Raw genomic sequence first — 23,009 nt, forward strand, 5'->3', positions numbered from 1 at the left:
GGACCTTCGGTCCGGGGCAGCCCCCTTTTACGAGCTCTGACCGCGAACTACGAGTCCTGACCGTGAACGCTCACGTGGGACGGAAAGCCGTCCCGGCCCAGGAACGTGGAGGGGTGGGCACCGCGGAGGTGCACCGATCTGAGGCATGTCATCTCATGCATCGGGCTCAGATCGACGGCATGGGCAGGTGGAAGACGGTGGATCGTGAGGCGCTCGATCGCCGGGAAGAGCGAGGGAATCGCCTTCAGGTAGGGGCTGGCGCCGTGAATCTGGAGAACGAGAGCCTGGGTGGGCGGGCCGGCCTCGGCCAGCGCCAGCTGGGCGTCGTCCGTCAGGAATTGCCTGAGCCGGGCGCCGCCCGGCAGCGACAGATCCGTCAGGTTCGTGCAGCGGTTGACCGTGAGGTGGTCGAGCCGCGGCACGCACCGCAGGCAGCCGAGATCGCGCAACCCCGGGTTGTCGGATATCCATACCGCGGTCGGTGAACATGCGCGGACCGTCTCGGCGATGAGCTCCGCAGGCAGCTCTCCCTTGAACTGGAGGTCGCGGGCACCGCCCAGGGCGATGAGGGCACGGGCGTGTTCCGCACGGCGGACCGTGTACTGGAGGCCGGTGGGGTCAAGGGCCGCGACGACTTCGGCGGCGTACCGTTCGGTGTCGTAGCGGTCCCAGGCCCAGACGAGCTGGGAGCGCAACGCCACAGACGGATGCGAGGCATACCGCGCGAGGAAGGGGATCGCGGCGTCCGACGCGACATGCGAAGCCGTGATCACGGCCATCTGGGCCGACTGGATGCCGGATGCGTCCTCGGGGCCGGGCAGCAGGTCGAGCACCAGGGGCCCGGCAGTCGCCAGTTCGCGGGCTTCCTCGCGGGTGCGGGGCGGAATGACCTCCGCGGTGCGGCCGAGCAGTTCCTCGCGGATGGCGGGGGCGATCTCGGTCGCCTGCTCCATCGCCGCGGCGGCCACCACGAGGATCCTCAACTGCGTTGCACGGTCCGGTGCCGCGTCCGCCTTCTTCATCAGCTCCGTGAATATCTCGGCGCATTCGCGCGGCCTGGCATGGGCGACCGCCATGCGGATGACGTCCTCCCACTGGTCGTCGGCCGCGTGCTGGGCCAGCAGGCCGATATGCCAGTCGTCGATGACGGCCTTGGCCGCGAGGTAGTCCTGGAAGGTGCGGTGGGCGAAGTCCACGGAGTCCGTGGTGGGTTCGCGCAGCAGCCCACTGCGGTGCAGCAAGTGCCGGAAGACCGCGTGGGGTTCACCGGCGCTCGCTGCTTCCGGTACCGCCGCAATCGCGCCGCACACCAATGCCTCGGCACGTGAACGGTCCATCACCGTGCGGCCGTTGAGGGTGAGCCAGTAGGCGAGGCGCTGGATGAGCTGGATCTGTGCCGCCTCGGGGAGGTCGACCCCGGACGGTGTCCCCATGTCCCGTTCCCGATCGCGGCGGTCGAGCAGCATCGACAGCGCGGCCTCGTACAGAGCTTTGCGGCCACGCGGCAGGAAGCCCCGCCGGTCACGGTGCAGTGCGCACATGAGGCCGCACATCAGGGGGTTGGTGGCGAGCAGCGCGAGGTCACGCTTGGTGCGCAGGGCGTGGAGCAGCGGCTGCTCGTACGCCGCGGCATCCGGTCCGGCGGCCCGGTGCCAGCGCCGTACGAAGGAGGCCACGGCGGCGCGGCTCATGGGGGAGAGGGCGAGTTCGGTGAATCCGTCGGGGGCGAGCCAGTCGTCGCGGACGGCGGAGGGGCGGGAGGTGACCAGCCAGCGGTTGCCGTCGTCGTAGACGGCGAGGAGTTCGCGCAGCCAGCGGCGGGTGCGGTCGCGCTCGGCTTCGGGGACCTCGTCGATGCCGTCGATCAGGACGAGCCCCCGTCCGGCGCTGAGCACGCGGTCCGCCCAGCCGTCCGGTGCGCTGAGCGCGCACCCGACGGCGCTGAGGAAGTGCTCGGGGGCGGGGAGCCGCTCGCCGTGCCGGGTGAGGGTGCGCAGGGGGAGCACGAAGGGGATGCGCCCGCGCAGCCAGGACATACGGCCGTCCAGGTCGCGGCCGGTGGTGGAGACGGCCAGCCATTGGACGAGCGTGGTCTTGCCGGAGCCCGCGACTCCGCGCAGCAGGACCCTGTCGTGCTGGGCGAGGGCCTGGTCCGCGGGCTCGGGGGCGGCGGGCTGTTCCGCGACGAACGGGGCGAGCCCTTCCTCCGCCAGGTACCGGGAGAAGGGGCCCTTCCCCTGGCCGGCGCGGAGCTCGCCGCCCGTCGCCTCCAGGCTCATATACGCCACGTCCAGCGGCCAGACGTCCGGTGAGTGATGCAGATCGATGCCGTAGATGGTCAGGTTTCCGTGCTTCTTCGCGATGTACGCGAGATAGCGCCGCTCGAAGGGGACGTCCCGGCCGTCGGGCCGGGGAGTGCGCCGGATCAGCTCGTCCAGCTTGGCGAGCAGCTCCGCCTGCATCCGGCTCTGCTCGACCAGCGTGCGCGTCACGAAGGACGAGCGCTGGGTGAAGAACTGGAGGATGTGCAGGCAGGCCCACTCGGTGACCGAGTCGAGATAGAGGGTGGCGTCGCCGGAGAGTCCCGCCGCCGCACGGACCGCCGGGCCCGCGGTGCGCAGCCGCCGTGCCAGCTCGCGGTGGCCGAGGTGTACGGCCTGGACGTCGTCCATGTCCAGGTCACCGAGTGCGAGCAGGGTGCGGGCCAGGGCCTCCGTGACGGCCTCGGTTTCGTCCGCAGGGAACGGGGATTCGCCCGGGCTCTCCAGGGACCGGCCCACCAGGGTGCCGGCCAGCTTGCGGACGTCCTTCCCCGTGAGAGAGCGCTTCTCGCCGCGGAAGGAGAGGAGGCCGGAGAGCGGTACGGGGCGTTCCGTCAGGGCTGCGCCCTTGCCTTCCTGCACCAGGAGCTTCTTGAGCACGGGCGCCAACGCGGCTGAGGCCAGCCGGGTGCCGATGAGCGCGGGCTCCACAGACCATCCCCCGAAGTCGCAACAAGGACATTTACCCCCAGCGGCACGGACCCTAAACGCGTGACCCAGGTCGCATTGGCGCTGCCTCGGCCGTGACAAGGCGCACAGGCGTTTCCGAGCCTACTAGGGGACTTAGTGGGGGCGTCCCGGGTTTCGGCGGGCCGCGAGGGCGGCTCCGGCTGCGATTTCGGACCGACGGAAACGGACGTATCGGAAAACTGAGGCGTAAGTCGGTCTTCTCGGGCCCGCATGTGGGCCTAAACCAGGTGCGATCTGAAGAATCCAGAGGAAACCGGACATCCCGGAGGGTGCAGCGGGGCGGTGTCAAGGGCCCCGCTCACAAGGGGGTCTGGCTACGACGAGATGTCGTAGATGGGGGGTTTGAGGTGGATCGCCGGTCCGGGTTACCAAGGTTCGGCACCCGGTGCTCCTGCGCCGGGTCGGTTCATGCCCGATCAGCCCGGAGGTTCTCCCCGCATGTCGAAGCGCAACATCAACCGTCTCCGTCCGTCCGTGCTCCGTACCCGTGGCGCCGTCGTGGCTGCCGGACTCAGCGCCGCGATGGTCATCGGAGCCGGCGCCGGTGTCGCCGCCGCCGACACGGGCAAGGTCGCCCCGGTCGCCGCAAAGGCCGTCCAGGCGAAGTCGAAGGCCGCGAAGAAGGCTCCTTCCTGGGTCAAGCCGGTGAACGGCTACACCCTGAGCGCCAGCTTCAACCAGGGCGGTGCCATGTGGTCCCACAAGCACTCCGGCCAGGACTTCGCCGTGCCGACCGGCACCCCGGTCAAGGCCGCCAACTCCGGTGTCGTGGTGAAGGCCGGCCCGGGCGGTGGCGGCGACGGCTCCGCGTACGGCAATGCCATCGTGATCAAGCACGGCAACGGCAAGTACTCGCAGTACGCCCACCTGTCGAAGGTCAACGTCTCCATCGGTCAGACCGTGAAGACCGGCCAGCGGATCGCGCTCTCCGGCAACACCGGCAACTCGTCCGGCCCGCACCTGCACTTCGAGATCCGTACGACCCCGAACTACGGTTCCGCGCTCAACCCCGCCAGCTTCCTGCGCTCCATGGGTGTCGCCCTCTGACACGCACCGGACGCATGAGCGCTTCGGCGCTCACGGCTGAGCGCTCACGGCTCCGCGCACTGCGCGGAGCCGTGCTCAGGACCGGGGCCCGTGATGGGCCTGGGTCATCAGATCGATGGCGACCTCGAGGACGGCTTCCCGCTTCTCCTCGGGGTCGCCTTCGATGCTCTGCGTGAAGAACATTCCGGCGTGCATGGTGAACAGCGCGCTCACGCAGCGCACACGGTCGGCGATGCCGAGGTCGGGACTCTGGAGCAGCCGGGCCATGGTCATCATGCGTTCCTTGAACGTCTCGCCGATGCTCAGCTCGCGCACGGTGGCCTGGTTCTCCTGCATAAAGCGGAAGAGCGGCGCGGCGCCGGTGAGTGCCACCTGGTAGCGGCACAGGATCTCCTTCTTGGTCTCCAGGGTGCGTGGCTCCGGCTGGTCCTCCGCCCAGGCGATCAGCTCGTCGAGCGGGCGGGTCAGGTCCTGGAAGAGGCTGATGACGATGTCTTCCTTGGTCTTGAAGTGGTAGTACAGCGCCGCCTTCGTGACCTCGAGCTTTTCCGCTATCTCACGCAGCGAGGTCTTCTCGTAGCCCTGCTCGGCGAAGAGTTCCAGGGCGACGTCCTGAATGCGCTGCCGGGTGTTGCCTCTGGTGGTCATGGACTCTCCTGGGGGCGCTCAGGCGCACACGTATTTACTTACTTGACGCCCGGCTAGTGCCGGGTCTACCGTCCCTCAGTGTAGTGAACTAGCCGGTCGGCAAGTAAGTGCCCGGGGGAGTGGATGACGGTGGCAGGACAGAAACCTGAGAAGGCGGCGGCACCAGGGGCCTCGCAGCAGGCAGCCGGGACAACGCCGGCACCGGATGGGCCGCGGCCCCGCAGCGTACGGGTCGTCCTGCTCGCCCTGATGATCGCGATGCTGCTCGCGATGCTGGACAACATGATCATCGGTACGGCGATGCCCACGATCGTCGGCGAGCTCGGCGGGCTCGAGCACCTGTCCTGGGTCGTCACCGCCTACACCCTCGCCACCGCCGCCTCCACCCCTATCTGGGGCAAGCTCGGTGACATGTACGGCCGCAAGGGGATCTTCCTCACCGCGATCGTGATCTTCCTGATCGGCTCGGCGCTCAGTGGAATGGCCCAGGACATGGGTCAGCTCATCGGCTTCCGCGCCGTACAGGGCCTGGGCGCCGGCGGTCTGATGGTCGGCGTGATGGCGATCATCGGCGACCTGATACCGCCACGGGAGCGCGGCAAGTACCAGGGCATGATGGCCGGGGTCATGGCCCTCGCCATGATCGGCGGCCCGCTGGTCGGCGGCAGCATCACCGACCACTGGGGCTGGCGCTGGAGCTTCTACATCAACCTGCCGCTCGGTGCCGTCGCGCTCACCATGCTCACCGCCGTGCTGCACCTGCCCAAGCGGGAGCGCGGCGCACGGCGGGACCCCATCGACTATCTCGGTGCCGCCCTGCTGACCCTCGGCATCACCTCGACCGTGCTGGTCACGACCTGGGGCGGTACGGAGTACGCCTGGGACAGCGCCGTCATCATGGAGCTCATCGCGATCGGCGTCGCCTCGCTCGTCGGCTTCGTGTTCGTCGAGACCAAGGCCACGGCACCGATCATCCCGCTGCACATCTTCCGCAGCAGGAACTTCACGCTCATGTCGGTGATCGGCTTCCTCACCGGCTTCGTGATGTTCGGCGCCGTGCTGTTCCTGCCGCTCTACCAGCAGTCCGTGCAGGGTGCCTCGGCGACCAACTCCGGGCTGCTCCTGCTGCCGATGCTGCTGTCGATGATGGTCGTCTCGCTGATCGCGGGGCGGGTCACCACGAACAGCGGCAAGTACAAGATCTTCCCGATCATCGGCGGCGCGCTGATGGTGGTCGGCCTTTTCCTGCTGGCGCAGATGGACACCGGGACCACCCGTCTCACCTCCGGGCTCTACATGGCCGTACTCGGCGCGGGCATGGGCTTCCTGATGCAGATCACGATGCTGGTCGCGCAGAACAGCGTCGAGATGAAGGACATGGGTGTCGCGTCCTCGTCCACGACCCTGTTCCGTACCCTCGGCTCCTCCTTCGGCGTCGCGATCATGGGCGCGCTGTTCACCTCGCGGGTGCAGGACGAAATGGCCACACACGGCGGGGCCGCGATCACCCAGCAGTCCGCGCAGCTTGACGCGGCGAGCCTGGCGAAGCTGCCCGAGCAGGTGCGCGAGGCGTACCAGTTCGCAGTGTCGGCGGGCACGCACAACGCGTTCCTGCTCGGCTCGGCAGTCGCCGTGATCGGCTTCCTCGCGGCGTTCTTCGTCAAGGAGGTGCCGCTGAAGGGCGCCGGCCCGGCGAAGCCCGAGACGGCTGAGGCCGCTGATGCGGCGGAGCCGGCCGGGGCTGCGGAGACGGCCGGGCCGCGCGACGGAGAGTCGGCGGGGCTGGCCACCGCGAAGACCAGCTGAGACGAAGGCGGTCTGAGGTCGGACGGTCTGAGGTGCGACGGCCTGAGGTGGGACGGTCTGTGGTGGCGACCGTCCGAGCCGGTGACCGTCCGAGCCGGTGACCGTCCGAGGTGAAGTCCGACTGATGACACCACCTGCAGGGGGCTGACTGCCCGGGTTCAGCCCGGCCGGTCAGTCCCCTGCGAGCTGCGGCAGCGCGAAACTGCCGCTGTTGGTCGGGGCGTGCTCCGGGAGCCAGAGCACCGCGATCGCCCCACTCGTCCCGTCCCCCGGGCCGGTCACATCGTGGTTGGCGTTACGGAAGGTCAGCCGAGCCCCGAGCACGCGCGCCTGGCCCGCCGCGATCGTCAGGCCAAGACCGTGGCCCTGCCCCGCCCGGTCGCTGGCGCCGGTACGGAACCGGCTCGGACCCTCGTGGAGCAGCGCCTCGGGAAAACCGGGCCCGTGGTCCCGTATCCGTACCACCCGGCCCTCCACGGTGATCTCGACCGGAGTGCCCCCGTGTTTCGCCGCGTTGGCGAGCAGATTGCCCAGGATCCGCTCAAGCCGCCGCGGGTCGGTGTTGACCCATGACTCATGGACGACGCGTATCACCACGGTCGGGTCCAGCACGCTGACCCGGCGGCTGACGAACTCGCCCAGCGCGATCTCCTGCAACTCGGCACGCTCGGACGCGCCGTCCAGCCGCGCCACTTCCAGGACGTCCTCGACCAGGGTGCGCATGGCCTGGGCCCTGTCCCGCACCAGTTCGCTGGGCCGACCGGGCGGCAGCAGCTCAGCGGCCGTGAGCAGCCCGGTCACCGGGGTGCGCAGCTCATGGGCGATGTCGGCGGTGACCCGGCGCTCCGCCTCTATACGGGAGTTCAGCGCGTCGGTCAGGGCGTCGACGGCCCGCGCCAGCTCGTCCGTCTCATCCCGTACGACCCCTCCCACGGCCTCGCCGACCCGCACTTCCGTGTTCCCCTGGGCGACCTTTCCCGCAGCGGCGGCGGCCTTGCGCAACCGTCGCGAGAGCTGCCCGCCGATGAGCACCCCGAGGGCCGATCCCGCGAAGACCACCGAGACCGAGCCGATGACCAGGGCACGGTCGAGGGCCTTCATGATCGCGGCGCTGCGCGTGGGGAACCGGCTGTGCAGCGACAGCACATCGCCGTTGCCGAGCGGCACGGCCGCCCAGATCTCGGGCGAGCCGCCGTGGTGCGCCTGCACGAAGGTGGCTTCGTGGTCGGTTTCGAGCAGGTGCCTCAGCTCGCGGGGCAGCGCCGGGTCATTGAGCTTGGCCCCGCCGAACTTGGGCACCGTCTTCGGCTTGCTGGTCTCGTAGACCCGCTGGGCCAGCGTCAGCCGGTCCATGTACAGATCGCGGGCGTTGTCGAGCATCGAGACCCGTGCGGAGTTGTGCACGACCAGGCTCAGCGCGAACGCGATCAGCGCACCGACGCCGGCGATGGCGAAGCTGATCTTCCACCGGACGCCGGTGCGCAGGGCGAGGCGCGTCATGCGGGGTCCTGTTCTGGTGTGGTGTGCGATGAGTGTGGGTCGTCAACAGCCGAGACGCACGCGGGGGCGCCGGGGGTTGCCCCCGGAGGAATCGGCACGGGCTCAGGCCTTGAGCTTGTAGCCGAAGCCGCGGACGGTCTCGATCCGATCCTGGCCGATCTTGGTGCGAAGCCGCTGCACATGGACGTCCACGACGCGGGTGTCCCCGCCCCAGCCGTAGTCCCAGACACGTTCCAGCAGTTTGTCCCGCGACAGCACCGTGCCCGGCGCGGAGGAGAACTCCAGCAGCAGACGCATCTCCGTCGGGGTCAGCCCGACGGGCTCGCCCGCGCGGCGCACCTCCATGCCTTCGGTGTCGATCTCCAGGTCCCCGAAGGTCAGCACAGCGTCCTCGCCCGCCTGCCCCGGCTCGCCCGGGTCCCCGGCTGAGCCGCCCGCGTGGCCGAAGCGGCGCAGCACTGCCCGGATCCGGGCGACCAGCACCGCGCCGTCGAACGGCTTGGTCACATAGTCGTCGGCACCCGCCTCGAGCCCCAGCACGACGTCGATCGAGTCCGCACGGGCGGACAGCATGATCACAGGCACGGTCGACTCGTCCCGGATACGGCGGCACAGGCTCACCCCGTCGAGCCCGGGCAGCATCACATCGAGCAACGCGATGTCGGGCCGGTGGGCGCGAAAGGCCTCCAGCCCGCTGAGCCCGTCCGGCATGGCGGTCACCATGAAGCCGTCGCGCTCCAGCGCGAGCTGGGTGGCCTCACGGATGACGTCGTCGTCCTCCACGAACAGGACATGTGTCTCGGCCATCGGGCTGTACTCCGCTGCTCTCTCGGTTCTCGGTTCTCAGCTGTTCTGCGGCGCACTCGGGACCGGCTCGTCCACAGCGCCGTCGCCGCCGATACCCCTGCTGTACTCGTTCTCGACCCGGTCCTGCTCGGTGAACCCGTTCCCCGACCAGCGATACGCGATCACTATCTGGCCCGAGGGATACGAGACCGTGTCCCCCTTCGCGTACACCTGCTTGGTGACGACCAGGTCGCCCCGGTCGATGGTCGCGTAGACCGCAGGCTCCTCGGCGGCGAAGACGTTCGCGTAGTCGTCGCCGTCCTTGCGGTACACATAGGTGCCGACGCCCACGGCCGAATCCCCGCACATCAGCACGTTGACCACCACATCCGGCACGGAAGCGCCGGTGACGCGGCCGTACGAGGTGTCGATCGGATAGGCGTCCCCCGAGCAGCGCTTCAGGTCGGCCTTGACCCGCTGGCTGACCTTGGGATCCTCCATGACCAGCTGGAACGCGTCGACCTTCTTCGCCGGCGTCGAGCTCACCGAGGGCTCGGGGGTCGACTGCTGCTGCGCCACCGGGTCGTTGCGTGCCGGGCCCTCGTCGCGGGTGCCCGTACCGCCGGTCGAGCAACCGGCCAGGAGCAGCCCGAAGGCGGCGAGTGCGGCCGTTGCCGTACCACTCGCCGCCCACCGGACGATGCGTTTTCTGGCGCTGTCCCCGTCTGCGTCAGCGTCTGGGTCTGTTACGGAGTCCTCGGCTAGGCCGCGCACCGCTCCCGCCCCCGTTCCTCACGACGTGCGTACGTACGATCCCCACGCTGCGCGGGCACCCGCGGTGCCCTGACCTCCGTCAGCCCGGCCACCGCCCTGCGGCTCTCGAGACCCCGGCCCTCCCGCTCACGCGACTCCAGCTCCTGGCGGAGCCGGGCGAGCGCGCGGTGCAGCGTGCTCTTCACGGTACCGGTCGACATCCCGAGCGCGGCGGCGGTCTCCTCGGTGCTCATCTGCTCCCAGTGCCGCAGCACGACGACGCTGCGCTGCTTCGGCGCGAGCACCTTCAGGACGTCCATCAGCAGCGCCCGGTCGGCGTGCTGTTCCGTGGTGTCCTCCACGCTCGCGTCGGGGAGCTGCTCGGTCGGCACCTCTTCCAGCTTGCGGGCACGCCACCACTCGGTCCTGGTGTTGATCATGACGCGGCGGAGGTAGGCGTCGGCGAGAGACTTGTCCGCGATCCCCTCCCAGCGGCCGTACGTCCGCACCAGCGCGGTCTGGAGGAGGTCCTGGGCATCTACCGGATCCGGGACCAGCCGCCGCGCACTGCGCAGCAGCGCGTCCTGCCGGGTGCGTACGTACTCCTCGAACTCGAGCACCTCGCCATGCGCCATTTCCAACCGCCTCCGTCCCCGTAAGCAAGCCCCGTGACAACCGCGTGGGTTCGCGTGTGTTGTCGTGCGTTCTCGTGTCCGACATCTGCTGACGTCTGTCTGCTGACATCTGTCTGTCGACGTCCGTCTGTCGGCGCCGGGTGGTCGTTCCCGACGTCACAAGAAGCTACGGAGTGGTTGTCACGGGGCTGTGCGAGGAAGCCGTCGGAGTACGCACGGCCACCCATCGGTTGTGTAACAGAGGTACTGGTCGGGGATTACCGGAGAATCTCAGGTGGTAGGCAGTCGGAACAGGTCATTCTCCAGAGGTTCGACCAAACCGTCCGCAACCAGCCCGTCCAGGGCGCGGGCCCGCTGCACCGGATCGTCCCAGACCCGGTCCAGGACCGGCCGTGGCACGGGGTCCACCGCCTCACGCAGCACCGCCAGCAGCTTGCCGCGCACCTGGCGGTCCGTGCCCGCGTACGTCTGCCCGCGCCGCGGCGGACCGTCGTGCGCCGGTTTGCCGGCCAGCCGCCAGGCGCACAGCCCGGCGACCGGGCACCGACCGCAGTCCTCGTTGCGGGCCGTGCACACGAGCGCGCCCAGCTCCATCGAGGCCGCGGCCCAGCGTGCCGCCGTCGCCTCGTCGTCCGGCAACAGGGCACGCGCCAGACGGCGTTCGGCGGCCGTCGTCGCGTTCGGCGGGTACTGGATACCGGTGGCGGCGCGGGCGAGCACCCTGCGGACATTGGTGTCGAGCACCGGATGCCGCTGTCCGTACGCGAACGACGCCACGGCCGCCGCGGTGTACTCGCCGATGCCGGGCAGCGCGAGCAGCTGCGCGTGCTCCCGGGGTACGTCTCCACCGTGCCGCTCCGTTATCGCGACCGCGGCGCCGTGCAGCCGCAGCGCACGTCGTGGATAACCGAGCCTGCCCCAGGCCCGTACGGCTTCACCGGGCGCCTCGGCGGCCAGGTCCGCAGGGCGTGGCCAGCGGGCCATCCACTGCTCATACACCGGGAGCACCCGGCTGACGGGGGTCTGTTGCAGCATGAACTCGCTGACCATCACGCCCCAGGCGCCCGCATCGGGGCGGCGCCAGGGAAGGTCGCGGGCGTGCTGATCGAACCAGGCGAGGACGGGGGAGTGCAGCGCTGTCGCGTCCCCGGTCGTCGCGGGCGGGGTCTTGGGGGAGGGCATGTCTGTCGCAGTCATGGCACTTCCGATCCTGACACGGTCAGCGCCGAGTCCGGCGCATGCGCTCCGCGCGTGGCCGAGCGGCTGTCGAAAGGTGATCGAGCGGTGGCGGTCGTCCGATGGTCGTCAGGCGGTCGAGGAGTGGTCGAGGAGGCGTACATGTCACCGGACTCACGTATGTAGGCGAAGAGGGACGTTGCGACGGCTGATGCCTACGACCCGTGATGATGATCGACAGAATCGCGCCCCATGGGCGGCGGATGGGGCGGGAGTTGCCCCCGATCTCTCGTACAGTTCGGTACGTGGGATCACTGCGCAATCCGATCGGGCCGCTTCCCTCCTCCATCTACTGGCGTCGGAGGGCAGTCGCGCTGTCCCTCCTGGCGCTGCTCACCATGCTGGTCGCCTGGGCCGTCAGCTTCGGTGACGGCGGGACCAGGACCGGTGACGACGGCAAGCCGGGCGCGGGTCCCGCGCCCTCCATCACGCCGGGCGACGAGCCATCGGGGCCCGCGATCAGCGAACGCCCCGGTGGCCGCGACGAGTCCGACGGTGCTTCGGGCGGCAGCGCGGGAAGCGGCGGAGACGGAAGCGACGGCGGTACCGAGGGCGGCGACGGCAGTGGCAAGAACGGTGACGGCGACCCGAGCACCAGTGCCGGCGCAACCGCCGGCCAGCAGGTCCCCGCAGGCTCCAAGCTGCCGAACTGCGCTTCCGGTGCGCTCAAGTTGACACTGCGCAGTGCCAAGGTGTCGTACGCCCCCGGGGAGAAGCCGCGGTTCGAGCTCATCGCGACGAACACCTCGGCCGTCACCTGCAAGGCGGACTTCGGCCCCAAGGCCGCGGTACTGACGATCATCGATGACGCGGACGACGCCGTCTGGTCCACGAAGGACTGCGCGCAGGGCAGCGGCAGCATGCTGCTGCGCGTCCCGGCGAATTCGACCGTGACCCATCTCGTCGACTGGGACCGCCGCCGCAGCGCCCCGGCCCGCTGCGCCACCCCACCTGCGGGCCAGGCGCCGACCGGCACGTATCTGGTGGAGGCCAGCTTCCCGGGGACGACGGTCGCCCGGGCGTCCTTCCGCCTGGAAAAGGACTGAAGGGCTGTCCCGTAATCCCCAGCGGGCGCACGGCGCCGGCTGCGGCACTCCTCCTCGCTCGCGGCTGATCGCGCGCAGCCCCGCGCCCTTTGGAGGCGCGGGGAAGGCGCACCGGGCTTCGCCGGCCTCGCCCCGCTCTCGCGGCACGGTTCGCCTCCCGGTCTTCTGCGGAGGAGACCTTCAGCGGAGGAGAACCGAGCCCCGGAGGATCAGACGTACCGCTCCAGGATCGAGGACTCCGCCAGCCGCGACAGGCCCTCGCGGACGCTGCGCGCCCTGGCCTCGCCGACGCCGTCGACCGCCTGGAGGTCGTCCACGCTCGCGGCCAGAAGCTTCTGGAGGCCGCCGAAGTGCTCGACAAGCCGCTCGATGATCGCGCCGGGCAGCCGCGGGACCTTCGCCAGCAGGCGGTAACCACGGGGCGACACCGCGGAGTCCAGGGTCTCGGGGGATCCGGTGTAGCCCAGCGCCCGTGCCACGGTGGGCAGTTCCAGGAGCTCCGGGTGCGTCAGGTCGTTCAGCTCGGACAGCGCCTCGTCCACCGTGCGGGACCGCTTCGCCGTCGGCTCCGGGACATAGTCGCGGATGACCAGCTCACGCTCCGGTTCCACACCGGCGATCAGCTCGTCGAGCTGGAGGGACAGCAGCCGGCCGTCGGTGCCCAGCTCCACCACGTACTCGCTGATCTCCGTGGCGATCCGGCGCACCATCTCCAGCCGCTGCGCGACCGCCGTGACATCGCGGACCGTCACCAGGTCCTCGATCTCCAGCGCGGACAGCGTCCCGGCGACCTCGTCCAGCCGCAGCTTGTAGCGCTCGAGGGTCGCCAGTGCCTGGTTCGCCCGGGACAGGATCGCGGCCGACTCCTCCAGGACCCGCCGCTCCCCGTCCACGTACAGCGCGATCAGGCGCATCGACTGTGACACCGACACCACGGGGAAGCCGCACTGCTTGGACACCCGGTCGGCGGTCCGGTGCCGGGTGCCCGTCTCCTCCGTGGGGATGGAGGCGTCGGGGACGAGCTGCACACCAGCCCGATGGATCTTGGTGATGTCCTTGTCGAGGATCAGGGCTCCGTCGAGCTTGCACAGCTCGCGCAGCCGCGTCGCCGTGAAGTCCACGTCGAGTACGAAGCCGCCGGTGCACATCGACTCGACCGTCTTGTCCATACCGAGGACGAGCAGGCCGCCGGTGCTACCTCGCAGAATGCGCTCCAGTCCGTCGCGCAGGGCGGTGCCCGGAGCGACCGCACTCAGAGAGGCGCGGATCAGCCACTCCTTGCCGGATCCCCCGGAGCCTCCGCCGGACTTTCCGGGGGCCGAGCCCCGGTCGTTGGCTGCCACTGCTCTCCTCCGGCTCGTACGGATGGGCGAGACCAGGGCAAAGTCTACCGGCGTACCTCGTCCGTCCGGGGGGCCTCTGCTCTGCGCCCGCGCGGGAGCACTCTCAGCGCGTCCCCCATGTCGGCGACTTCCGTGACCTTCATACCAGGCGGGACCTTGCCAGGGTCGGTGGGAACGAGGGCGTGGGTGAAGCCGAGGCGGTGCGCTTCGGCCAGCCGGCGCTGCACACCAGTGACCCGTCTCACCTCGCCCGCGAGGCCGACCTCACCGATCGCCACCAGGTTCTTGGGCAGCGGGGTATCGCTCGCCGCCGAGGCCAGCGCCAGGGCGATCGCGAGGTCGGCAGCGGGCTCGGAGAGCTTCACCCCGCCCACGGTCGCGCTGTAGATGTCCCTTTTGCCCAGTGAGCTGATACGGCCCCGCTGTTCCAGCACGGCCAGCATCATCGAGACCCGGGAGGTCTCCAGGCCTGAGGTGGTGCGCCGGGGCGAGGGGATCTGGGTGTCCACCGTCAGTGCCTGGACCTCGGCGACCAGCGGGCGACGGCCCTCCAGCGTCACCGTGAGGCAGGTGCCGGGCACGGGCTCGTCGCGCCGGGTGAGGAACAGGCCGCTGGGGTCGGCGAGCCCGGTGATGCCCTCGTCGTGCAGTTCGAAGCAGCCGACCTCGTCCGTCGCCCCGTAGCGGTTCTTGATCCCCCGGACCAGCCGCAGCCGGGCGTGCCGGTCGCCCTCGAAATGCAGCACCACGTCCACGAGATGCTCCAGCAACCGGGGACCCGCGATCGCGCCGTCCTTGGTGACATGGCCCACCAGCAGCGTCGACATCCCACGCTCCTTGGAGGCGCGGATCAGTGCCCCCGCCACCTCGCGCACCTGCGCCATACCGCCCGGGGCCCCGTCGATCTCGGGGGACGCCACCGTCTGAACCGAGTCGAGGATGAGCAGCGAGGGCTTCACGGCGTCCAGATGACCGAGGATGGTGGAGAGATCCGTCTCGGCGGCCAGATACAGGTGGTCGTTCAGTGCGTTGATCCGGTCCGCGCGCAGCCGCACCTGGCTCGCGGACTCCTCACCCGTGACGTAGAGGGTGCGGTGGTCGTCACTCGCCGCCTTCGCCGCGACGTCGAGCAGCAGCGTGGACTTGCCCACACCCGGCTCGCCCGCCAGCAGCACCACCGCGCCCGGCACCAGACCGCCGCCGAGCACCCGGTCCAGCTCGTCGACACCGGTCGTGCGGGCCGCGGCCTGGCGGCCGTCGACCTGGCCGATCGGCACCGCGGCGCTGGTGACCCGCCCGACCGCGGTCGTGCGGACCGCGGGCGCGCCGTACTCCTCGACCGTGCCCCATGCCTGGCATTCGGGGCAGCGGCCGAGCCACTTGGCGGTCGTCCAACCGCATTCGGTGCAGCGGTAGGACGGCCTGTCCTTGGCGGATTTCGTACGGGCAGCCATGCGGAGAACCGTAGCGGTCGCCACTGACAGCGGAGGACGCCCGGGGAATCAGCCGGAGGACGCCTGGGAAACCAGCCGGGGCCGCCCGGGAAACCAGCCGGGTGCCGGCCGGAAAGGCAGCAAAAAGGGTGCAGGCCACGGGGGCATCCGCGCCGGGCACATGCCTCGGTCCTCTTTTAACAGAAACGTTCACCCGTAAGGAGTAAATGCCCCTATGCGGCGCGAAGTAAGTGCCTTCCCGAGCCTACGGTCGGCAGGTGACGAGCAGCATGCTGGAACCACCCGAGACCCTCGTACAGGCGCCACCCGCGCGCTACGAGGCGTATCTGGACGGGCTGTTCACGTACTGTCTGTCGGCGCTCTGCGACCACGAGGCGGCGACGGCGGTGCTCGGCGACGTCCTGGCCATCTCCGAGCGCCAGCACCGGCGTTGCCCGGCCGGTGAGGCCGAACGGAAGGCGTGGCTGTACGCGCTGGCCCGCTGGGCCTGTCTGCGTGCCCTCGCCGAGCAGCGGCGGCACAGGCGCCGGGGTGCGGGCGGGGCGCACGGCAAGCGCGCCGGGGCCGTATTACGCACGGGCTCCCGCGGATCGCACGGCTCCCGCGCGCATGCCCGTACCATCCACCCCCGTTCCCATGCCCGCTGCAGCCAGGACGAGACCGCGCCCACGGAGGCCCTGCGCACGGTCCCCTCCGAGATCGCCGAGCGGCACCGAGCCGAACTGGCCAGGCTCGCCTGGCCGGAAGCCGCCGGTACCACCCCGGAACAGCGCGAAGCGCTGGAGCTCGCCGTGCGCCACCGGCTCGCGCCGCGCGAAGTCGCCGCCGTACTCGGCATGGACCCCGTGCGCACCCGTGAGCTACTCGCATCGGCGGCCTGCGAGGTGGAACGCACCCGCGCGGCGCTCGCCGTCGTGGAGAGCGGCAACTGCCCCTCGATCGCCCGGCTCACCGAGGACCACCAGGTGCTGCTCTCGGCCGGTCTGCGACGCGAGCTGGTGCGGCATGTGGACGACTGCCCGCGCTGCCGCCGCGCGGCCGAGCGGGCCGGGGCGAGGGGACCCTGGCCCGGTTCGTCCGTCACCCCGCCGGACGGCACGGAGGAATCCCCCGGCGGGCCCGGGGGAGCCTCCAGAGGGCTGCCGCTCGTCCCCGCCCCGCGCGCTGAGGCGTACGCCGCGATGCTGCACGTCCCGCGCGAGCGCGCCGGATCACCCCGCTTCGGACGGGACGGGTTCCCGGTGGACCCGAAGGACCATGCGGCCCAGCGCGGCCGGCTGCGGACCAGGGCGGTCACCACGACCATCGTGGCCGCGGTCGTGGCCGCGCCCGTGCTCGCACTCTGGGCGGCCTACCGCGGAGCCCCCACCACCGGCGAGGCCCAGGGCGGCTCCCCCCTCTTCGCCGGGGAGCTCGACGACGCGGCCGGCGGCGAGTGGACGGAGGGCCCGGGCGGATCCCCGTACGACGACTACGAGACCGCCGGGAACGCACAGCGCAGCCCCGGCGGCCTGCCGGGTGCGCGCAGCCACCCCGGCGCGGCGCCGGGCGGGGTGTCCGTCGAGGTCATCAGCGCGGGACAGCCTCCGGCGGGGTCCACCGCCCCCGGCCGGGGGCCGGGCCGCCTCACGGTCGAGGCACAGCCGTCCGGCGAGACCACGATGATCACCCTCACCGCGTCGGGCGCCGCCCCCGTCGCCTGGTCGCTGTGGACCGATGCGCCCTGGCTCTACGCGAGCGTCACATCCGGCATCCTGCGGCCGGGCGAGTCCTTCACGGTGTACGTCCATGTGGACCACGCCGCAGAGCCCGAAGGTCCCTGGACGGCACGGGTGGGCGTCGATCCCTCGGGCGCGGTCCTGGAGGTCGACGGCCATGGCGAGACCAGCCCGGCTCCGTCCACCGAACCACCCGCCCCGACCGGGCCGACGCCACCGTCGGAACCGCCCCCGGCCACGGAACCACCACCCGCCACCGAGCCGCCCCCGGCCACCGAGCCCCCGCCCTCGGAGCCGCCGCCATCAGAGCCGACGGAGCCGCCGCCGAGCGAGCCCTCGGCGCCGCCGAGCTGAGGAACCGATTCACCGCGTCACACGCGCTTCGCCCGCCCGCCGGCGCGTGTGCGCGGATCAGGCGCCGTGCGCCTGGCGCGGCGGTCCGATCACGTATGCGTCCCCGCGCGCGGATCAGGCCGGATCGCTGCGGCCCGCCGCTGGGTCCCCGGGCTCCACCGGGTCCGCACGTTTCGCCGGTTCCGCGGGGGGATCCGCCGGATGCGGAGCCACCAGCGGCAGCCCCCTGGCCAGCCGTGCCTCGCACAGCTCCACCAGCACGTCGTACGCCGCCTTGCCCATCAGCTCCACGAGCTCCGGGCGGTACGTCACGTACACCGGGTCTCCCGCACCATGCGCCGATGTCGCGGACGTGCACCACCAGTGAAGGTCATGCCCGCCCGGGCCCCAGCCCCTGCGGTCGTACTCACCGATCGAGATCCGCAGGACCCGGGTGTCGTCGGGGCGGTCGATCCAGTCGTAGGTCCGCCGCACCGGAAGCTGCCAGCACACGTCAGGCTTGGTCTCCAGCGGTTCCCGGCCCTCCTTCAGGGCCAGGATGTGCAGCGAACAGCCCGCGCCGCCCGCGAACCCCGGACGGTTCTGGAAGATGCAGGACCCCTCCCAGCGCCGGGTCTGGAGCTCACCGTCCTCGTCCTTCTGGGTCCAGCCCGTCCCGGTGCCCACATCGTGGAACTGCCACAACTCCGGCGTGAGCCGTGCCACATTCCGGGCGACCCGCTTCTGGTCGTCCTTGTCCGAGAAGTGCGCCCCGAGCGTGCAGCAGCCGTCGGCGGCGCGCCCCGCCTGGATGCCCTGGCAGCCGCTGCCGAAGATGCAGTTCCACCGCGAGGTCAGCCAGGTCAGATCGCAGCGGAAGATCTGCTCGTCGTCCGCCGGGTCGGCGAACTCCACCCAGGCGCGGGCGAAGTCAAGACCACGCTCATCGGGCTCGCCCGCCGGCGAGCCGATCCGCGCGTCCGCCGGCCGCCCGGGGTCCGCGGCCTCTCCCGTCGGTGCGGACTCCACCGACTGCGCGGGTTTCCCGAGGCTCGCGAGCTCAGCGGCGGCCTTCGCGGCCTCCGCGGCCTGATCCCGGCTTGCTTTGCCCTGCTTCGTCTTTTTCGTCTTTGGCACGAGTCAAGCGTATGCGCGCGACCGCAGTAGCGTTCCGCACATGAGACTCGGAGTCCTCGACGTCGGTTCGAACACGGTGCACCTTCTGGTGGTGGACGCGCACCCCGGTGCGCGTCCCCTTCCCGCCCATTCGCACAAGGCGGAACTGCGCCTTGCCCAGCTCCTCGACGCGCAGGGCGCCATCGACCCCAAGGGCGTCGACCTGCTCATCGCCACCATCGAGGACGCCCTCCAGGCGGCCGAGGACAAGGGCTGCGAGGACGTCCTTCCCTTCGCCACCTCGGCGGTGCGCGAGGCCACCAACGCCGATGCCGTACTCGAGCGTGTCCGCAGCGTGACCGGAGTCGACCTGACCGTCCTCACCGGCGAGGAGGAGGCCCGGCTCACCTTCCTGGCCGCCCGCCGCTGGTTCGGCTGGTCCGCCGGGCGGCTGCTGGTCCTGGACATCGGGGGCGGCTCGCTGGAGATCGCGTTCGGGATCGACGAGGACCCGGACGCCGCGGTGAGCCTGCCGCTGGGCGCCGGGCGGCTCACCGCCGCGATGCTGCCGGGCGACCCGCCGCAGCCCGACGACGTCCGTGCGCTCCGCCGCCATGTGCGGGCGCAGATCGCCCGTACGGTCCATGAGTTCAGCCGCTTCGGCCGCCCGGACCATGTCGTCGCCACCTCCAAGACGTTCAAGCAGCTCGCCCGCATCGCCGGGGCCGCCCGCACCGCCGACGGCCTGTATGTGCAGCGCGGGCTGAACCGCGGTGCCCTGGAGGAGTGGGTGCCCAAGCTGGCCACCATGACCGCCCCCCAGCGCTCGATGCTGCCCGGTGTGTCGGAGGGCCGCTCGGGCCAGCTGCTGGCCGGGGCGCTGGTCGCGGAGGCCGCCATGGACCTCTTCGGCATCGATGAGCTGGAGATCTGCCCGTGGGCGCTGCGCGAGGGTGTGATTCTGCGCCGCCTGGACCATCTGCCCACCGACTGATGCCGTCCGCCCACCCTCAGTCGCCGCACCCCAGGGCCCGTACGCTGTCCCTCGTGGCAGATCCAGTGGTGCGCATCCCGGATGCGAAGGTCGCCCTGTCGACGGCCTCCGTCTATCCGGAGTCGACGGCGACGGCCTTCGAGATCGCCGCGCGCCTCGGCTACGACGGGGTCGAGGTCATGGTCTGGACCGATCCGGTCAGCCAGGACCTCGAAGCGCTCCGCAGGCTCTCCGACTACCACGAGGTGCCGATCCTCGCCATCCACGCGCCCTGCCTCCTGGTCACCCAGCGGGTCTGGTCGACCGACCCCTGGGTGAAGCTCCAGCGGGCACAGGCCGCCGCCGAGGAGCTGGGCGCGTCGACCGTGGTGGTCCATCCGCCGTTCCGCTGGCAGCGGCAGTACGCCCGCGACTTCGTGTCCGGGATCTGGCGGATGGCCAACGAGACGGACGTGCGGTTCGCCGTCGAGAACATGTACCCGTGGCGCTACCGGGACCGCGAGATGCTGGCGTACGCACCCGACTGGGACGTCACCAAGGAGGACTACCGGCACTTCACGGTCGACCTGTCGCACACGGCCACCTCCCGTACGGACACCCTGGCCATGGTCGACCGGATGGGCGACCGGCTCGCCCATGTCCACCTCGCGGACGGCAAGGGATCGGCGAAGGACGAGCACCTGGTACCCGGGCGGGGCGACCAGCCGTGCGCCGAGCTGCTGGAACGCCTGGCCCGCAGCGGCTTCGACGGGCATGTCGTCATCGAGGTCAACACGCGGCGGGCGATGTCGGCCGCGGAGCGTGAGGCGGACCTCGCGGAGGCGCTGGCCTTCACCCGGCTGCATCTCGCCTCGGCCGCCGCTTCGGACGACGACGCGGAGGGGGCGGCAGCGGACGCCGTCGGCGGCACCGCGAGCGGATCATGACCGCCGCCGCCCCGAGACGGCGTGGCCGTCCCGCCCGTACGGAGGCGGGCACCGGTCCCGGTGCCCGTGAACGCATCCTCCAGGCGGCCCGCGCCGAGTTCGCCGAGCGCGGCTACGACAAGACCTCCGTACGCGGAATCGCCAAGGCCGCGCATGTCGACCCGGCCCTCGTCCACCACTACTTCGGCACCAAGGACGAGGTTTTCGCCGCGGCCATCGAGGTCAGCTTCGAGCCCGCGCTACTCGTCCCGGTGATCCTCGAAGGGGGCACCGAGCACATCGGGGAGCGGCTCGTACGCCACTTCATCGGCGTGTGGGAGAACCCGGCGACCAGGGCTCCACTGCTGGCGATACTCCGGTCCGCGCTGACGCATGACGCGGCGGCGAAGGTACTGCGCGGCTTCGTCCTGCGGCGGCTGCTGGAACGGGTGGCGGCGGATCTCGATGTGCCGGATCCCAAGTTCCGCGCGGAGCTGGCGGCCTCGCACATGATCGGTATCGCGGTGCTGCGCTATGTGATCCAGGTGGAGCCGCTGGTCAGCGCGGACCCCGAGGAGATCATCGCGATGGTCGCGCCCACGCTTCAGCGGTATCTGACAGAGGACTGAGGCGGGGACCGCGGAGACCGGGGGCAGAGGGGGCTGAGGCGCACGCGAGTCCCTTCCCAGGGAGCGCCGTGACACTGGCAGCTCGACCGGATGCCCGAAAGGCGGAACCCCGTCCCGCATTCCGGACCGGATGTCCAGATCTTGGAGCAGCGGCGTAGGCTCGATGAAGCCAGCACTGTCAGAAGGAGCGAGCGACGATGCCCGAGCTGAGGTCCCGCACAGTCACCCACGGCCGCAATATGGCGGGCGCCCGCGCCCTGATGAGGGCTTCGGGCGTAGCGAGCGCGGACATCGGGAAGCCGATCATCGCGGTCGCCAACTCCTTCACCGAGTTCGTGCCCGGTCACACGCACCTGGCACCGGTCGGCCGGATCGTCTCCGACGCGATCCTCGCCGCGGGCGCCGTTCCACGCGAGTTCAACACCATCGCAGTGGACGACGGCATCGCGATGGGCCACGGCGGCATGCTCTACAGCCTGCCGTCCCGCGACCTCATCGCCGACTCGGTCGAGTACATGGTCGAGGCGCACTGCGCGGACGCCCTGATCTGCATCTCCAACTGCGACAAGATCACCCCCGGCATGCTGATGGCGGCGATGCGCCTCAACATCCCGGCGATCTTCGTCTCGGGCGGTCCCATGGAGGCCGGCCAGGCCACCCTGGTCGACGGCACGGTCCGCAAGCTCGACCTGATCAACGCCATCGTGGACGCGGTCAACGAGAACGTGTCGGACGAGGACGTGCTCCGCATCGAGGAGAACGCCTGCCCGACCTGCGGCTCCTGTTCCGGCATGTTCACCGCCAACTCGATGAACTGCCTCACCGAGGCCATCGGCCTCTCCCTCCCCGGCAACGGCTCGACGCTCGCCACCCACACCTCCCGCAGGGCCCTCTACGAGACCGCGGGCCGCACGGTCGTCGAGATCACCCAGCGTTACTACGGGCAGGGCGACGAGTCCGTCCTGCCCCGCAACATCGCGACCCGCGCCGCGTTCGAGAACGCCATGGCCCTCGACATCGCCATGGGCGGCTCGACCAACACGATCCTGCACCTGCTGGCCGCAGCGCAGGAGGCCGAGCTCGAGTACGACCTCACCGACATCGACGCCGTCTCCCGGCGCGTCCCCTGCCTGGCCAAGGTCGCGCCGAACGTCGCCCCCGGCGGCACGTACTACATGGAGGACGTCCACCGGGCCGGCGGCATCCCCGCCATCCTGGGCGAGCTCTACCGCGGCGGGCTGCTCAACGAGGACGTCCACACCGTGCACTCCGCTTCACTGGCCGACTGGCTCAAGACCTGGGACGTGCGCGGCGGCTCCCCCTCCGCCGAGGCCGTCGAGCTGTGGCACGCGGCGCCCGGCTGCGTCCGCTCCGCCACCGCCTTCTCGCAGTCCGAGCGCTGGGAGTCCCTCGACACCGACTCCGAGAACGGCTGCATCCGCTCCGTCGAGCACGCCTACTCCAAGGACGGCGGGCTGGCGGTGCTGAGGGGCAATCTCGCCGTCGACGGCTGCGTGGTGAAGACCGCGGGCGTCGACGAGTCGATCTGGACCTTCGAGGGCCCCGCCGTGGTCTGCGAGTCCCAGGACGAGGCCGTCGACAAGATCCTCTCCAAGGTGGTCAAGGAAGGCGATGTCGTCGTCATCCGCTACGAGGGCCCGCGCGGCGGCCCCGGCATGCAGGAGATGCTCTACCCGACCTCCTTCCTGAAGGGCCGCGGCCTCGGCAAGGCATGCGCCCTGGTCACCGACGGCCGCTTCTCCGGCGGCACATCGGGCCTGTCGATCGGCCACGCCTCGCCCGAGGCGGCATCGGGGGGCACCATCGCCCTGGTCGAGGACGGCGACCTGATCCGTATCGACATCCCGAACCGCTCGATCGAGCTCGTCGTCGACGACGCCACCCTGGCCGCCCGGCGCGAGGCGCTCGGCGGGGTCTACGCGCCGAAGGACCGCGAGCGCAAGGTCTCCGCGGCCCTGCGGGCCTATGCCGCCATGGCCACCAGCGCGGACAAGGGCGCGGTCCGCGACGTCTCCAAGCTCGACTGAG

General features: G+C 70.7%; 18 protein-coding genes. 8 read left to right on the forward strand and 10 right to left on the reverse strand.

All coding sequences use genetic code 11. From position 1 onward, the window contains the following. Window positions 1-47: 47 nt before the first annotated feature. The gene (locus ACFV6V_RS28605) at window positions 48-2,972 is read right to left on the reverse strand and encodes an NACHT domain-containing protein (RefSeq protein WP_385570607.1); all 2,925 of its coding nucleotides are present in this window, start codon (window positions 2,970-2,972) and stop codon (window positions 48-50) included. A gap of 477 nt (window positions 2,973-3,449) precedes the next feature. Between ACFV6V_RS28605 and ACFV6V_RS28610 the strand changes: the two genes are divergently transcribed. Next, window positions 3,450-4,058 (forward strand): M23 family metallopeptidase, encoded by a 609-nt coding sequence (locus ACFV6V_RS28610; RefSeq protein ID WP_385570609.1) that lies wholly within the window; start codon window positions 3,450-3,452, stop codon window positions 4,056-4,058. Window positions 4,059-4,133: 75 nt separating this feature from the next. On the opposite strand, the gene ACFV6V_RS28615 is transcribed toward ACFV6V_RS28610, so the two are convergent. After that, entirely contained in the window at window positions 4,134-4,706 is a 573-nt protein-coding gene (locus ACFV6V_RS28615) for a TetR/AcrR family transcriptional regulator (protein WP_385570612.1), read from the reverse strand. 129 nt (window positions 4,707-4,835) lie between these two features. On the opposite strand from ACFV6V_RS28615, the gene ACFV6V_RS28620 reads away from it, so the two are divergent. Beyond that, entirely contained in the window at window positions 4,836-6,512 is a 1,677-nt protein-coding gene (locus ACFV6V_RS28620) for an MDR family MFS transporter (protein ID WP_385570615.1), read from the forward strand. A gap of 171 nt (window positions 6,513-6,683) precedes the next feature. Here ACFV6V_RS28620 and cseC read toward each other — a convergent pair whose 3' ends face one another. The 5 genes from cseC to ACFV6V_RS28645 form a co-directional block, all read right to left on the reverse strand. Further along, window positions 6,684-8,012 carry a two-component system sensor histidine kinase CseC gene (cseC, locus tag ACFV6V_RS28625; RefSeq protein ID WP_385570617.1) on the reverse strand — a complete coding sequence of 443 codons (1,329 nt, stop codon included), beginning with the start codon at window positions 8,010-8,012 and terminating at the stop codon, window positions 6,684-6,686. A 102-nt stretch (window positions 8,013-8,114) separates the two neighbouring features. Next, window positions 8,115-8,819, reverse strand: coding sequence for a two-component system response regulator CseB (gene cseB, locus ACFV6V_RS28630; protein ID WP_385570620.1), 705 nt, complete (start codon window positions 8,817-8,819; stop codon window positions 8,115-8,117). 36 nt (window positions 8,820-8,855) lie between these two features. Beyond that, window positions 8,856-9,572, reverse strand: a complete 717-nt coding sequence (locus ACFV6V_RS28635) for a hypothetical protein (RefSeq protein WP_385570622.1) — start codon at window positions 9,570-9,572, stop codon at window positions 8,856-8,858. After that, window positions 9,560-10,186, reverse strand: a complete 627-nt coding sequence (locus ACFV6V_RS28640) for a SigE family RNA polymerase sigma factor (protein ID WP_385570625.1) — start codon at window positions 10,184-10,186, stop codon at window positions 9,560-9,562. The genes ACFV6V_RS28635 and ACFV6V_RS28640 overlap by 13 nt, the downstream gene beginning before the upstream one ends. 270 nt (window positions 10,187-10,456) lie before the next feature. Continuing rightward, window positions 10,457-11,383, reverse strand: coding sequence for an A/G-specific adenine glycosylase (locus ACFV6V_RS28645; RefSeq protein ID WP_385570627.1), 927 nt, complete (start codon window positions 11,381-11,383; stop codon window positions 10,457-10,459). Between the two features lie 284 nt (window positions 11,384-11,667). Here ACFV6V_RS28645 and ACFV6V_RS28650 point away from each other — a divergent pair, with 284 nt between their 5' ends. Continuing rightward, a complete protein-coding gene (locus ACFV6V_RS28650; protein WP_385570630.1) occupies window positions 11,668-12,468 on the forward strand; it encodes a hypothetical protein in 801 nt (266 codons plus the stop codon). A gap of 209 nt (window positions 12,469-12,677) precedes the next feature. Here the strand turns inward: ACFV6V_RS28650 and disA are convergent, their stop codons facing one another. Both disA and radA read right to left on the reverse strand, forming a co-directional pair. Beyond that, window positions 12,678-13,811: a DNA integrity scanning diadenylate cyclase DisA gene (gene disA / locus ACFV6V_RS28655; protein WP_385570632.1), complete on the reverse strand. Its 1,134-nt coding sequence runs from the start codon at window positions 13,809-13,811 to the stop codon at window positions 12,678-12,680. 44 nt (window positions 13,812-13,855) lie between these two features. Further along, the gene (radA, locus tag ACFV6V_RS28660) at window positions 13,856-15,265 is read right to left on the reverse strand and encodes a DNA repair protein RadA (RefSeq protein ID WP_385570633.1); all 1,410 of its coding nucleotides are present in this window, start codon (window positions 15,263-15,265) and stop codon (window positions 13,856-13,858) included. 269 nt (window positions 15,266-15,534) lie between these two features. Between radA and ACFV6V_RS28665 the strand changes: the two genes are divergently transcribed. Beyond that, window positions 15,535-17,337, forward strand: coding sequence for a hypothetical protein (locus ACFV6V_RS28665; RefSeq protein ID WP_385570664.1), 1,803 nt, complete (start codon window positions 15,535-15,537; stop codon window positions 17,335-17,337). A gap of 114 nt (window positions 17,338-17,451) precedes the next feature. Here the strand turns inward: ACFV6V_RS28665 and ACFV6V_RS28670 are convergent, their stop codons facing one another. Continuing rightward, complete coding sequence (locus tag ACFV6V_RS28670; RefSeq protein ID WP_385570666.1) at window positions 17,452-18,288, reverse strand: hypothetical protein; 837 nt, start codon at window positions 18,286-18,288, stop codon at window positions 17,452-17,454. Between the two features lie 205 nt (window positions 18,289-18,493). Here ACFV6V_RS28670 and ACFV6V_RS28675 point away from each other — a divergent pair, with 205 nt between their 5' ends. The 4 genes from ACFV6V_RS28675 to ilvD all read left to right on the forward strand — a co-directional run bounded on the left by ACFV6V_RS28675 (window position 18,494) and on the right by ilvD (window position 23,008). After that, entirely contained in the window at window positions 18,494-19,426 is a 933-nt protein-coding gene (locus tag ACFV6V_RS28675; protein WP_385570636.1) for a Ppx/GppA family phosphatase, read from the forward strand. Between the two features lie 53 nt (window positions 19,427-19,479). Beyond that, window positions 19,480-20,352 carry a sugar phosphate isomerase/epimerase family protein gene (locus tag ACFV6V_RS28680; protein ID WP_385570638.1) on the forward strand — a complete coding sequence of 291 codons (873 nt, stop codon included), beginning with the start codon at window positions 19,480-19,482 and terminating at the stop codon, window positions 20,350-20,352. Further along, window positions 20,349-20,960, forward strand: coding sequence for a TetR family transcriptional regulator (locus tag ACFV6V_RS28685; protein ID WP_385570641.1), 612 nt, complete (start codon window positions 20,349-20,351; stop codon window positions 20,958-20,960). The genes ACFV6V_RS28680 and ACFV6V_RS28685 overlap by 4 nt, the downstream gene beginning before the upstream one ends. Window positions 20,961-21,157: 197 nt before the next feature. Beyond that, the gene (gene ilvD / locus ACFV6V_RS28690; protein ID WP_385570643.1) at window positions 21,158-23,008 is read left to right on the forward strand and encodes a dihydroxy-acid dehydratase; all 1,851 of its coding nucleotides are present in this window, start codon (window positions 21,158-21,160) and stop codon (window positions 23,006-23,008) included. Window position 23,009 lies beyond the last annotated feature (1 nt).

Source organism: Streptomyces sp. NPDC059828, from assembly GCF_042731955.1.
Classification (GTDB): domain Bacteria; phylum Actinomycetota; class Actinomycetes; order Streptomycetales; family Streptomycetaceae; genus Streptomyces.

What these genes read in the sequence shown, in the direction of transcription:
- ilvD (WP_385570643.1), top strand. Translation starts at nt 21,158, where the DNA reads ATGCCCGAGCTGAGGTCCCGCACAGTCACCCACGGCCGCAATATGGCG.
- ACFV6V_RS28610 (WP_385570609.1), top strand. Translation starts at nt 3,450, where the DNA reads ATGTCGAAGCGCAACATCAACCGTCTCCGTCCGTCCGTGCTCCGTACC.
- ACFV6V_RS28645 (WP_385570627.1), bottom strand. Translation starts at nt 11,383, where the DNA reads ATGACTGCGACAGACATGCCCTCCCCCAAGACCCCGCCCGCGACGACC.
- cseC (WP_385570617.1), bottom strand. Translation starts at nt 8,012, where the DNA reads ATGACGCGCCTCGCCCTGCGCACCGGCGTCCGGTGGAAGATCAGCTTC.
- ACFV6V_RS28685 (WP_385570641.1), top strand. Translation starts at nt 20,349, where the DNA reads ATGACCGCCGCCGCCCCGAGACGGCGTGGCCGTCCCGCCCGTACGGAG.
- cseB (WP_385570620.1), bottom strand. Translation starts at nt 8,819, where the DNA reads ATGGCCGAGACACATGTCCTGTTCGTGGAGGACGACGACGTCATCCGT.
- ACFV6V_RS28665 (WP_385570664.1), top strand. Translation starts at nt 15,535, where the DNA reads ATGCTGGAACCACCCGAGACCCTCGTACAGGCGCCACCCGCGCGCTAC.
- ACFV6V_RS28675 (WP_385570636.1), top strand. Translation starts at nt 18,494, where the DNA reads ATGAGACTCGGAGTCCTCGACGTCGGTTCGAACACGGTGCACCTTCTG.
- ACFV6V_RS28640 (WP_385570625.1), bottom strand. Translation starts at nt 10,186, where the DNA reads ATGGCGCATGGCGAGGTGCTCGAGTTCGAGGAGTACGTACGCACCCGG.
- ACFV6V_RS28615 (WP_385570612.1), bottom strand. Translation starts at nt 4,706, where the DNA reads ATGACCACCAGAGGCAACACCCGGCAGCGCATTCAGGACGTCGCCCTG.
- radA (WP_385570633.1), bottom strand. Translation starts at nt 15,265, where the DNA reads ATGGCTGCCCGTACGAAATCCGCCAAGGACAGGCCGTCCTACCGCTGC.